Origin of the sequence: Amycolatopsis sp. CA-126428 (genome assembly GCF_002904335.1) — a bacterium.
In the GTDB taxonomy this organism is placed as follows: domain Bacteria; phylum Actinomycetota; class Actinomycetes; order Mycobacteriales; family Pseudonocardiaceae; genus Amycolatopsis.
The window spans coordinates 1-12,049 of sequence record NZ_PPHF01000082.1; the positions used below are offsets into that span (position 1 = coordinate 1).

Sequence of the window (12,049 nt, forward strand, 5' to 3'; positions counted from 1 at the left end):
AACCAGCAGGACCAGAACCAGCAGCAGGACCAGAACAAGCAGGGCCAGAACAAGAACCAGCAGCAGAACCAGAACCAGCAGCAGCAGAACAACCAGGACAAGGCCAATCAGGACAAGGCCGGCCAGGCCGGCCAGGACGCGGCCCAGCAGGACGAGCTCGGCGGCATCCAGGGTGAGAACAAGGAAGTCGGCGACAACGACGGCACGATCATCGAGCCGGAGTCCGCGACGCTGAAGTTCATCGGCGGCGGCGCGGACAACGTCGTCGCGATGCCGCTCGGCCTGAAGATCCTCTACGGTGACGCCAAGCAGAGCACCAACGGCCCGGCCAACGCCCGGCCCAGCTGGACCTGCACCGGGTTCGAGGACCGGCTCACCGACCTCTACCCGATCTGCCCGGCGGGCAGCAAGGTGGAGCGCATCCACGCCTTCCCGAACTGCTGGGACGGCAAGAACACCGACAGCGCGAACCACCGCACCCACATCGTGTTCGCCAACCAGCAGGGCAAGTGCCCCCAGGGGTTCAAGAACGTGCCGCAGCTGCAGGTCACGCTGGTCTACAACGTCCCGCAGGACGTCCAGCAGAACGGCGAGTACAAAGTGGACGCGTTCGCCCAGGAAAAGCACAACCCGCGGTCCGACCACGACGACTTCGCGAACGTGATGAGCAAGCAGATCATGGGCCGCCTGGTCAACTGCGTCAACTCCGGCAAGGCCTGCGCCGAATAACGACGACCGGCCACCTGTACCGCGGGAAGGAGAACTTCCGATGAACCGTGCTCGCCCGGCTGTTGCCGCACCGATCGCCGTTGCCGGACTCGCGCTGGTCGCGGCCTGCGGGACCAACCCGTACGCCACCTCCGGTGCCGTCCAGCCGGTGGTGCTCGGGGCGCAGCAGCAGCCGGCGAGCGCGGTTCCGGCCGGCTCCGCGGCCCAGCTGATATCCTCCACTGTGGACGGACTGGGTACGGTCCTGGCCGACGCGGAAGGGCATACGCTCTACCGCTACGCGAAGGACTCGGCCAAGCCGTCGAAGGCCACTTGCGCCGGCCCGTGCGCGATGACGTGGCCGCCGCTGGTCTCCGACGTCCCGGTGCTCGCCGCCGGGGTGGACAGCGCGCTGGTGGGCCTGGTCACCCGGCCCGACGGCCGCAAGCAGGTGACGGTCGCCGGCTGGCCGGTCTACCGGTACGCGAAGGACACCGGGCCGGGCATCGCGCTCGGCCGGGCGGCCGGCGCGGACTGGGCGGCGGTGGCGCCGACGGGGGAGAAGGCGGGCACCGAGCCGCCGACCCTCGGCACCAAGGAGATCGACGGCCTCGGACCCGTTCTCACGGACACCGCCGGCCACACGTTGTACCTCTTCACCAAGGACGGCCGCGGTGCCGGAAAGTCCACCTGCGACGGGCCTTGCGCGCAGAAGTGGCCACCACTGGCGGCCGGCGGCCGCACCACCGTCGCCGACGGCATCGACGCCGGACTGGTCGGCCGCATCCGCCGCCCGGACGGCACGAGCCAGGTGACGGTCGGCGGCTGGCCGGTGTACCGGTACGCCTCCGACGACGAGCCGGGAGTGGCCACCGGCCACGGCGCGGGCGGCACCTGGTACGCACTGGAACCCAACGGCTGCAGGGCGGACCCGGCTCGCCGGCCGGCGGTCCAGCAGGCACTGGCGACCTCCCCCGGCGGGTACTGACCCGCCCCACGATCCCCGGCCCGGCGGACACTTCCCTCCACCTCACCCCCCTTGTCCGCCGGGCCGGTTGTTTCACCGCAGGAAATCGCGGGACTTCGGTTCCGCGCCCGAGCCCCGGTCCGGTGGACGCTTCCCTCCACCTCACCCCCCCCAGTCCACCGGGCCGGGATTCTTCACCCCACCGATCCGGCCCAGCCGGATCAGCGAAGGAGGAGAAAGCGGGAGTCACTCCCGCCCGCGAGTTCCGGCCCGGTGGACGCTTCCCTCCACCTCACCCCCCCGTCCACCGCGCCGGAACCCTTCCCCCCTCCCGAACCGACCCCCAGGTACGCACCCCGACCCTCGAGGTACGCAACCCGACCCTCCAGACCCGCGAACCGACCCTTCCGGTACGCACTCCGACCCTCCAGACCCGCGAGTTGACCCTTCAATCACGCGAGTTGACCCTCCAGACACGCGAGTTGACCCTCCAGACACGCGAGATGCCCCTCCAATCACGCGAGATGCCCCACCAGCCACGCGAAACACCCCGCCCACCCCACGAGATCCGCCCCGAATCACGCGAGATCCGTCCCCCATCACGCGACTTCCGCGGCCGAGCACACGACGCCCCGAATCGCGAACCCCGCCGCGAAGCCCCGGCCGGTGGCCGCCCCTCGGTCACCGGGCCGACCAGGCTTCGGGGCTCACGAAACTCCGGCTCCGGGGGGTGCTTCCCTCCACCTCACCCCCCTCATCCCCCGGACCGGTGAACGCTGCGGTCCCCGTGCTCCGGCACGGGGACCGCGGCCCAGAAGTCCAGCGGCACCCGGCCCGTTCCCCGGCCCTCGGCGTCGAGCAACCGGCCCATCAGCTTGACGCTCCGCAGCGTCACCGCCCGGCCGGTGATCTCCAGCCACGGCAGCTTCGCCGCCAGCTGCGCCTCCACGGAAAGCACGTCGTGCGCCGAAGGCAGCCACAGCACCAGCATCAGGTTCGCCGCCCCGGTCAACGCCGCGCACATGCGGACCTCCGGGACCATCGCCAGCGACCGGGCCGTCGTCTCCAGCTTGTCCGGCGGCACCCGCAGCCACAGCGTCACCGTGACCGGCGCCGGTGAAACCGACCGCGCGATCTCGCAGCGGATGCGGATCGCGCCGCGGCCGAGCAGCCCGTCCAGCCGGCGGCGCACCGTCGTCGCCCCGACGCCGAGCGAGGCCGCCAGGGCCGCCGCCGAGGCGCGGGGGTCCGTGCCCAGGGCCAGGATCAGGGCCCGGTCCGCCGCGTCGAACCGCAGCGGTGCGCGCTGGCGAGCCGGCTTCGCCGACAACGCCTCGCGCTGGCCCGGCGAGATCGCCCGCACCCGCCACCGGCTGCCCTCGGTGAACATCCGCGGGGACAGCGTCGTCCGCACCCGCGTCACGCCGGGGATCGCCGCCACCCGGCTCGCCACGTGCGCGCCCAGCTCCCGCAGGGACGGCGCGACGACGTGGGCGAGCAGATCGCCCGGCCCGGCCACGTGCTCGACCGTGGCCACGTGGACGTCCGCGGCCAGCGCGGCGGCGACCGGGAAAACCGCCCCGGGCTCACAGTCGATCGAGACGAAGGCCAGTGCCAGCCGCTCGATCAGTTCGCCGCCGGCGTAGGCGGTGAGCCAGGCGTCGCCGCGCTCCACAAGGGTGTCCCAGCGGCGGGACACGGTCACCGCGCCCAGGCCGAGCGCGTCCCCGAGCGTCGACCACGACGCCCGCGGCGCCGCCTGGAGGGCGTCGGCCAGTTTGAGGTCCTGCTCGGCCAGCATGGCGGATTCTTCGCTCATCAGACCTCGAAACGGTGGTTTCGGCGATTTTCCCCGGCTATTGTGCTCGACACTCGCATGATCGGCGCATGACCCTGCGCTCCGACGCCGCCGCCATGCTCGCCGACCTGCAGACCCTGCGCCGTGACCTGCACCGCATCCCCGAGATCGGTCTGCACCTCCCGCGCACCCAGGACCGGGTGCTCGCCGCCCTCGACGGCCTGCCGCTCGAAATCACCCTCGGCAAGAACCTGTCGTCGATCACCGCGGTCCTCCGCGGGACCAAACCCGGCGGCACCGTGCTCCTGCGCGGCGACATGGACGCGCTCCCGGTCACCGAGGCCGGCGGCGAGGAGTTCACCTCGACCCTCGACGGCGCCATGCACGCCTGCGGCCACGACCTCCACACCGCGGGCCTGGTCGGCGCGGCCCGCCTGCTCGCCGCCCGCCGGCAAGACCTCCCCGGCGACGTCGTCTTCATGTTCCAGCCCGGCGAAGAGGGCTGGGACGGCGCCGGCCACATGATCGACGAAGGCGTGCTGACGGCGTCCGGCAGGCCCGTCGACGCCGCCTACGGCCTGCACGTTTCGGCCGCGAGCTACGCGAAGGGCCAGTTCACCGCCCGGCCGGGCACGCTGATGGCGGCCTCGGGCGCCCTCGAAGTCCGGGTGAAGGGCGACGGCGGCCACGGCTCGTCCCCGCACGACGCCCGCGACCCCATCCCGGCCGCCTGCGAGATGGTGACCGCCCTGCAGACGATGGTCACGCGCACCTTCGACGTCTTCGACCCGGTCGTCATCACCGTCGGCTCGTTCCACGCCGGCACCCGGCGCAACATCATCCCGGACGACGCGGTGTTCGAGGCGACGCTGCGGTCGTTCTCGCCGGAAGTCGCGGCCCGGGTGGGCGAGCGCGCGGAGCAGGTCTGCCGCGGCATCGCCCAGGCCCACGGCCTCGACATCGAAGTCACCTACGCACCGGAGTACCCCGCGACGGTCAACGACGCCGACGCCTATGCCTTCGTGGCCGGCACGATCCGTGACGTCTTCGGCGAGGAGCGCTTCACCGAGATGGCCGATCCGATCACCGGTTCGGAGGACTTTTCCCGAGTCCTGGAACGGGTTCCCGGCGCGTACCTCTTCCTCGGCGCGTGCCCGGGCGACCCGGCGAGCGCGCCGGACAACCACTCTCCGCGGGCCCGCTTCGACGACAGCGTGCTCGGCGACGGCGCCGCGCTGCTGGCCGAACTCGCCGTCCGCCGGCTCGCGCTCCTGGCCCGGTGACCCCGTGCGCAGCTACCACTGGCCGCCGCTGCTGCCGGTCGTCGCCCTGGTCCTGATGCCGTTCCTGCCGTTCGTCAACACCACCGGGCTGTGGCTCGGGCTGCCGCGGATGATCGTGTGGGGCGCGTTCTGGTGCCTCATGTTCACCCCGGCGCTGCTGCTCTCGGAACGCCTGATGCGCGCGGGGGAGGACGGCGAATGATCCTCGCCTTCACCCTCGTGGGCATCGTGCTGATCGGTGTGCTCGGTTTCGTCGGCCGGCGCAAACCCGTCGCCGACCTGGCCGAATGGACCGTCGGCGGCCGTCGCTTCGGTGCCATGACGATGTGGTTCCTCCAGGCCGGGGAGGTGTTCACCACCTTCACCTTCCTCGGCATGGCCGGCCTCGCCTTCTCCGGCGGCGTCGCCGCGATGTACGCGCTGCCGTACGTCCCGATCGCCTACGTCGTGCTGTTCTTCCTCGCGAAACGCCTGTGGACGCTGGGGAAGGAGCGCGGTTACCTCACCCAGGGCGACTTCCTCGAGGACCGCTACCGCAGCCGGACGCTCGGGACGCTGTCCGCGGTGCTCGGCGTCGTGTTCGTGCTGCCCTACCTGCAGCTGCAGATCACCGGGCTCGGGCTGATCGTCCGGCTGGTCACCGGCGACACCGCGTCCGGGACGCTGAGCATGGTGGCCGGCAGCGTGCTGGTGGTCGCGTTCGTGCTGTGGGCCGGCTTGCGCGGCGTCGCGGCGACGTCCTACTTCAAGGACGGGATCATGCTCGTCGCGCTGGTGGTGCTGATCATCGCCGTGCCGACGCACTTCGCGGGCGGCATTCCCGCGGTGTTCCACAAGATCGAGCAGCTGCACCCGGAGAAGCTGATCGTCCACAGTGGAGCGAACGATCACGTCTGGTTCGTGACGAGCATGCTGGTCAGCGCGATCGGCGTCGGGCTGATGACGCTGCCGCACTCGTGGCCGGCGCTGATGTCCGCGCGCGACCCGAAGGTGCTGCGGCGCAACTACGCCTGGATGCCGGTGTACGAGCTGTGTCTGCTGCTGCCGATGGTGATCGGGTTCGCGGCGATCCTCGTGGTACCCAAGGGGAGTGACCCGAACGGAGTATTGCTGACGCTCTCGAAGGACGCCTTGCCCGGCTGGGTGACGGGGATCGTGGTGGTCGCCGCGACGGCCACCGCGATGGTCCCGGCGGCCGGGATCCTGATCGGCATCTCGTCGCTGGTGGCCCGGAACATCGTCCGCGTCCGCAGTGGCCGCCGGCAGTTCTGGATCAACCACGGCACGGTTGTGGTCGCGAGTACTCTTGCCCTCGTGCTCGGGATCTTCCGGCCGGACCTGCTGGCCAACCTGCTGCTGCTGACCTATTCGGGGTCGGTCCAGCTGGCGCCGGCCAACCTGCTGGGGTTCCTGCGGCGCGTGCCGGTCGGCAAGGGCCCGGTGCTGGCCGGGCTGGTCGCCGGCGAGCTCGTGGTCCTCTGGCTGACCTTTGTGGACACCCATCTCGTCGGCACGGTCAACGTCGGCTTGGTCGGGCTCGGCGCGAACGTCGTCGTGCTCGCGCTGGCCGCGGTGGTGGCGCCGCGACGGACTTCTCTCGTGGAGGCGGCGTGACGCGCACGGTGTTCACCGGCGGCTCGGTGTTCGACGGCACCGGCGCGGACCCGGCACCGGCCGACGTCGTCGTCGAGCACGGCCGGATCGTCGACGTCGGCACGGACCTGGACGGCGACGAGGGCGTCGACTGCACCGGCACGGTGCTGCTGCCCGGGCTGTTCGACTGCCACGTGCACGTGACGATCTCGGACATCGGGCTGCTGTCCCGGGTGCAGAAGCCGTTCTCCTACCAGTTCTACGAAGCCGCACGGAACCTGTGGGCGACGCTCGGGCTGGGGATCACGACGGTCCGCGACGCGGCGGGCGCGGACCTCGGCATCAAGGAGGCGGTGGACGACGGCCTGATCCCCGGCCCGCGGCTGCAGATCTCGATCGGCCTGATCAGCCCGACCGGCGGCCACGGCGACGCGTGGAACCCCTCGGGGCTGTGCGTGCCGCTGATGGTCCCGCACCCGGGCCGGCCGGAGACCACGGTCGACGGGCCCGACGAGATGCGCCGGGTGGCCCGGACGCTGCTGCGCGCGGGCGCCGACGTGCTCAAGGTGTGCACGACCGGCGGCGTGCTCTCCCCGCGCGACGACCCGCGGCATTCGCAGTTCACGCCGGAGGAGCTGGACGTCCTGGTGACGGAGGCGGCGATGCAGGGCCGCCCGGTGATGGCGCACGCCCAGGGCGCGGCGGGCATCAAGAACGCGGTCCGCGCGGGCGCGCGGTCGATCGAGCACGGGATCTACCTCGACGACGAAGCGATCGAGCTGATGCTCGGCCACGGAACCTGGCTGGTGCCGACGCTGATCGCCCCGGTCAACGTGGTCCGCGCGGCCGACGCGGGCGTCGACCTCCCGGCGGCGGTGGTGGCGAAGGCGCGTGAAGTGGTGGAGGCGCACCGGGACTCGGTCCGCCGCGCGTACGCGGCGGGCGTCCGGATCGCGATGGGCACGGACAGCGGCGTCGGCCCGCACGGCACGAACCTCGAGGAGCTGGCCCTGATGGCGGCGTGCGGGATGACCCCGGCCGACGTCCTGGAGGCGACGACCTCATCGGCGGCCCGCTTGATGGGCCTGGACGGCGAGCTGGGCCGGCTGGCGCCGGGCCTGCGGGCGGACGTCGTGGTGGTGGCCGGGAACCCGTACGACTTCCCGGCGCTGGCGTCGAACATCCGGGAGGTCTGGAAGGACGGCATCCGGGTCGTCTGACCCCCGTGTCGTCCTCCCAAGCACGCGTGTCGTCCATTCAGGCACGCGTGTCGGCCGCCCAGGCACGCGTGCCGGCCGTCAGGACTCCGGGCTCAGCAGGTCCTTCAGCGCCGCGGCGAACTTCGCCGGGTTCCGCTGCGGTGCCAGGTGTGACCCCGGCAGCTCGGTGAACGGCAAGCCCAGCTCCAAAGCCAGGATCTTCGCCGGCTGGTAGTGGTAGCGGCCCCGGCTGCCCTCGCCCGCCACCGGGAAGATCTCCGTGGCCGCCTTCCGCAACGCGCGCAGGTCCGGCAGGTAGTCGAAGAACTCCGTCAGCTCGCGGTCGAACAACCGGATCCACTCGGCTTCGTGGGGGAGGCGCAGGTTCGGCAGGTTCGGCAGGGCCGCGCCCGCGATCGCGTCCGCGAAGCGCGTCACCGCGGCCATCAGCTCACCCGAACGGGCCAGCCGGACCTGTTCCGCCGCCGCTTCGAGCCAGCCGCTCGCGTCCGGCATCAGGTGGACCGCCGGGGGTTCGTGCGCCACCAGCGTCGTCACGCGGTCCGGGTGGCGGGCGACGAGGTCGAGGCCGATCAGGGCGCCCGCGCTGGAGCCGAACACCCGGGCCGGGCCGTCGGCCGCGTGGTCCAGGACGGCGAGGGCGTCGTCCGCCTGCCGGGAAACCGGGACCGGGCCCGTCGTCGTGTCCGTGCTGCCGAAGTGGCCGCGGCGGTCGTAGGTGATCACGGTGTACGCCGCGGACAGCTGCTTCGCCAGCGCGCGGTAGGCCTCGCCCGATCCGGTGCCGCCCGCGATCAGCAGCAGTGCCGGGCCCTCGCCGCCGCGGCGGACGAGGAGCTCACCGTCCTCCACCGGGCAACGGCTTTCCGAGATCATGCATCGAAGTGAAGCACAAGGGCCGCAAGCTAATGTGCGCGGTATGACGGAACGGCGAGCGATCCTCAGCGGGTCCGCTTTCGAGGAACGGATCGGGTACGCCCGCGCCGTGGTGCACGGCGACCGCGTGTACGTCTCGGGCACGACCGGCTTCGACTACGCGGCCATGACCATCTCCGGCGACGTCGTCGAGCAGGCCGCCCAGTGCCTGCGGAACATCGAAGCGGCGCTGGCCGAGGCGGGCTGCACGTTCGCGGACGTGGTCCGCGTCCGGTACCTGCTGCCTGCGCGCGAGGACTTCGAGCCGTGCTGGCCGGTGCTGCGCAAGGCGTTCGCGGACGTCCGCCCGGCCGCGACGATGCTGGAGTGCGGCCTGGCGGACCCGCGCATGAAGATCGAGATCGAGGTGGACGCCCACCTGCCGGGCTAGCGCCGTTCGATGATCGACGCGGTGGCCAGCGCGCCGCCCGCGCACATCGTCACCAGCGCCGTCGACGCGTCCCGGCGCTCCAGCTCGTGCAAGGCCGTCGTCAGCAGCCGGGCTCCCGTGCTGCCCACCGGATGGCCGAGGGCGATGGCGCCGCCGTTGACGTTGACCCGGGACGGATCCGGCGAAACCACCTGCTGCCAGGACAACGCGACCGAAGCGAACGCCTCGTTCACCTCGAACAGGTCCACGTCACCCACGGTCATCCCGGCCCGGGACAGCACCCGTTCCGTCGCGCGGATCGGGCCGTCCAGGTGGTAGTACGGCTCGGCGCCGACCAGCGCCTGCGCGACGATCCGGGCCCGCGGACGCAGCCCCAGCGCCGCGGCGCGGTCGGCGTCCAGCAGGAGCAGGGCGGCCGCGCCGTCGGAGATCTGGGACGACGTGCCCGCCGTGTGGATGCCGTCCTCGACCACCGGCTTGAGCCGGGCGAGGCCGTCCACGGTCGTCTCGCGCAGGCCCTGGTCGCGGGCGACCAAGCGCGTTTCCCCGGTCAGCGCCCCGTCGGCGGAGAGGACCGGGGCCTTCACCGGCACCACCTCGCGGTCGAAGTGGCCCGCCGCCCAGGCGGCCGCCGCCTTCTGCTGGGACGCCGCGCCGAACGCGTCGACGTCCTCGCGCGTCAGCCCGCGGCGGACCGCGATCCGCTCCGCCGCGCCGTACTGGTTCGGCAGGTCGATCGACCACGACGACGGCCGCGGTGAAGCGCCGGCCCGGTTCGTGCCCAGCGGCACCCGGCTCATCGCCTCGACCCCGCACGCGACACCGGCCTCGATGGCACCCGCCGCGATCAGGCCGGCGACGAGGTGGGTGGCCTGCTGCGCCGAGCCGCACTGGGCGTCGATCGTCGTCGCGCCCGCCGTCTCGGGCAGGCCCGCGTGCAGCCACGCCGTGCGCGTGACGTTGTTCGACTGCTCGCCGGCCTGCGTGACGCAGCCGCCGATGAGCTGCTCGACGAGGGCCGGGTCGATCCCGGCGCGGTCCAGCAGGGCGAGCTGCGCGGCGCCCAGCAGCTCGGCCGCGTGCAGGCCGGCCAGCAGCCCGTTCCGCTTGCCGATCGGGGTTCGCACGGCTTCGATGATGACCGGCACGCCCATGTCGTCCCTTCCGTCGGGAAACACTGTTCACTACCGCCAAAACTAGAACGAGTTATCGTTTTGCGCAAGTCTGCGCAGGCTTGACCCCCTTCTTGATCTTCATTCGGTGAGCGCACGCTCACCTGGCATCATCGGTTAAGTAAACGGGTTTCACTTACGGTCTTCCGTTGGTTAACGCCGTATGCTTCAATCCAACTTAGAACGTGTTCCAAGACGAACCGTGGGAGGCAACGTGGCCGCTCCGCTCATCCCCGCCGGGTTCGACTTCACCGATCCGGATCTCTTGGCGGAGCGACTACCCGTCGCCGAGTTCGCCGAACTCCGGCGAACCGCCCCGGTGTGGTGGAACCCCCAGAAGCACAACACCGCGGGCTTCCGCGACGACGGCTACTGGGTCGTCTCGCGGCACGCGGACGTCAAGGAGGTCTCGCGCGACAGCACGCTCTACTCGTCGCGGGAGAAGACCGCCATCATCCGCTTCGACGAGAACATGACCGAGGACAACCTCGAAGCGAACCGCCTGGTGCTGCTCAACATGGACGCCCCGCAGCACACCAAGCTGCGGCGGATCGTGTCGAAGGGCTTCACCCCGCGCTCCATCTCGAAGCTCGAGGACACGCTGCGGGATCGCGCCGAACGGATCGTTTCCGAGGCGAAGAAGAAGGGGACGGGCGACTTCGTCACCGACGTCGCGTGCGAGCTGCCGCTGCAGGCGATCGCCGAGCTGATCGGCATCCCGCAGGAGGACCGGCTGAAGATCTTCGACTGGTCCAACCAGATGGTCGCCTACGACGACCCCGAGTACGAGGTCGCGCCCCTGGAGGCGTCCACCCAGCTCATCGGCTACGCCTGGAACATGGCCGAGGACCGCCGCAAGTGCCCGATGGACGACATCGTCACGAAGCTGATCCAGGCCGACGTCGACGGCGAAGAGCTCGGCTCCGACGAGTTCGGCTTCTTCGTCATCCTGCTCGCCGTCGCCGGCAACGAGACGACGCGCAACTCCATCACCCACGGCATGAAGGCCCTCCTGGACCACCCGGAGCAGTGGGAGATCTTCAAGGACCAGCGGCCGAAGACCGCGCCCGACGAGATCGTCCGCTGGGCCACCCCGGTGATCGCCTTCCAGCGCACCGCCACCCGGGACACCGAGCTCGGCGGCGCGCACATCCGCCAGGGCGACCGCGTCGGCATGTTCTACAGTTCCGCCAACTTCGACCACGAGGTCTTCGACGAGCCGGAGAAGTTCGACGTCCTCCGCGAGGACAACCCGCACGTCGGGTTCGGCGGCACCGGATCGCACTACTGCATCGGCGCGAACCTGGCCCGGCTGCAGATCGACCTGATCTTCAACGCGATCGCCGACGTGATGCCGGACATCACCGAGGCGGCACCCCCGGTCCGGCTGCGGTCGAGCTGGCTGAACGGCATCAAGCACTACCCCGTGCACTACGGCTGAGGAACGCGGCGACGCGCTCCCAGGTGAGTCCGGCCCCGGCCACGTCGTGGTCGGGGCCGTCCGCGTCGGTGTAGAAGTGGCCGAGGCCCGGGTAGGTGTACACCCGGGCGTCGGCGCCCGACCGCACGGCGGCTTCGCGCCAGGCCGCGACCTGCGCCGGCGGCGCGATCGGGTCGGGATCGGCGACGTGGACCTGCACCGGCAGGCCCGCGCGGTGCCCGGCCGGCAGCGCCCCCACCGCGTGCAGCAGCACGACACCGGCGGTGCCGGGCCGGTGCGGCAGCACGGTCTCGACGACCCCCGCCCCCATCGACACGCCCACGAGCACCGTTTCCGCGGGCAGGTCGCGCACCGCGTCGCGGGCTCGCCGGGTGATGGCCTCCCAGCCGACGGCGTCCTTCACCGCGAAGCCCTCCTCGAGGGTCGCCGCCGTGCGGCCGGCGTAGAGGTCCGGGGTGGTGACGCGGTGCCCGGCCGCCCGCAGCCGGTCGGCGAAACCGAGTTCGACGGGCCGCAGCCCCAGCACGGAGTGGAACACCACGATGTCGCTCACGCGGCGAT

Annotated in this window: 12 protein-coding genes; 8 read left to right on the plus strand and 4 right to left on the minus strand. The window is 71.5% G+C overall.

Annotated elements, in window-relative coordinates; genetic code table 11:
* The coding region (locus tag C2L58_RS22575) for a DUF1996 domain-containing protein (protein ID WP_146073646.1) at positions 1-729 on the plus strand (729 nt) is incomplete at its 5' end.
* A 40-nt stretch (positions 730-769) separates the two neighbouring features.
* Positions 770-1,696: an SCO0930 family lipoprotein gene (locus C2L58_RS22580; RefSeq protein WP_103339612.1), complete on the plus strand. Its 927-nt coding sequence runs from the start codon at positions 770-772 to the stop codon at positions 1,694-1,696.
* A 733-nt stretch (positions 1,697-2,429) separates the two neighbouring features.
* Here the strand turns inward: C2L58_RS22580 and C2L58_RS22585 are convergent.
* Positions 2,430-3,494: an Lrp/AsnC family transcriptional regulator gene (locus C2L58_RS22585; protein ID WP_233225862.1), complete on the minus strand. Its 1,065-nt coding sequence runs from the start codon at positions 3,492-3,494 to the stop codon at positions 2,430-2,432.
* 68 nt (positions 3,495-3,562) lie between these two features.
* Here C2L58_RS22585 and C2L58_RS22590 point away from each other — a divergent pair, with 68 nt between their 5' ends.
* The 4 genes from C2L58_RS22590 to C2L58_RS22605 are packed head-to-tail and all read left to right on the plus strand — an operon-like array spanning position 3,563 to position 7,569.
* Positions 3,563-4,756 carry a M20 metallopeptidase family protein gene (locus tag C2L58_RS22590; RefSeq protein WP_103339613.1) on the plus strand — a complete coding sequence of 398 codons (1,194 nt, stop codon included), beginning with the start codon at positions 3,563-3,565 and terminating at the stop codon, positions 4,754-4,756.
* Between the two features lie 4 nt (positions 4,757-4,760).
* Positions 4,761-4,958 carry a hypothetical protein gene (locus tag C2L58_RS22595; protein ID WP_103339614.1) on the plus strand — a complete coding sequence of 66 codons (198 nt, stop codon included), beginning with the start codon at positions 4,761-4,763 and terminating at the stop codon, positions 4,956-4,958.
* Positions 4,955-6,370 (plus strand): sodium:solute symporter family protein, encoded by a 1,416-nt coding sequence (locus C2L58_RS22600; RefSeq protein ID WP_103339615.1) that lies wholly within the window; start codon positions 4,955-4,957, stop codon positions 6,368-6,370. Before C2L58_RS22595 ends, C2L58_RS22600 begins: the two co-directional genes overlap by 4 nt.
* Entirely contained in the window at positions 6,367-7,569 is a 1,203-nt protein-coding gene (locus C2L58_RS22605) for a metal-dependent hydrolase family protein (RefSeq protein WP_103339616.1), read from the plus strand. Before C2L58_RS22600 ends, C2L58_RS22605 begins: the two co-directional genes overlap by 4 nt.
* A gap of 78 nt (positions 7,570-7,647) precedes the next feature.
* Here the strand turns inward: C2L58_RS22605 and C2L58_RS22610 are convergent, their stop codons facing one another.
* Positions 7,648-8,445, minus strand: coding sequence for an alpha/beta fold hydrolase (locus C2L58_RS22610; RefSeq protein WP_199191383.1), 798 nt, complete (start codon positions 8,443-8,445; stop codon positions 7,648-7,650).
* Between the two features lie 43 nt (positions 8,446-8,488).
* On the opposite strand from C2L58_RS22610, the gene C2L58_RS22615 reads away from it, so the two are divergent.
* Entirely contained in the window at positions 8,489-8,875 is a 387-nt protein-coding gene (locus tag C2L58_RS22615) for a RidA family protein (RefSeq protein WP_103339618.1), read from the plus strand.
* On the opposite strand, the gene C2L58_RS22620 is transcribed toward C2L58_RS22615, so the two are convergent.
* Entirely contained in the window at positions 8,872-10,029 is a 1,158-nt protein-coding gene (locus tag C2L58_RS22620) for a steroid 3-ketoacyl-CoA thiolase (RefSeq protein WP_103339619.1), read from the minus strand. The genes C2L58_RS22615 and C2L58_RS22620 overlap by 4 nt on opposite strands.
* Before the next feature lie 232 nt (positions 10,030-10,261).
* Between C2L58_RS22620 and C2L58_RS22625 the strand changes: the two genes are divergently transcribed.
* The gene (locus C2L58_RS22625; RefSeq protein ID WP_199191384.1) at positions 10,262-11,488 is read left to right on the plus strand and encodes a cytochrome P450; all 1,227 of its coding nucleotides are present in this window, start codon (positions 10,262-10,264) and stop codon (positions 11,486-11,488) included.
* Here C2L58_RS22625 and C2L58_RS22630 read toward each other — a convergent pair.
* Positions 11,460-12,041, minus strand: a complete 582-nt coding sequence (locus C2L58_RS22630; RefSeq protein WP_233225863.1) for a dienelactone hydrolase family protein — start codon at positions 12,039-12,041, stop codon at positions 11,460-11,462. The genes C2L58_RS22625 and C2L58_RS22630 overlap by 29 nt on opposite strands.
* Positions 12,042-12,049: the final 8 nt, after the last annotated feature.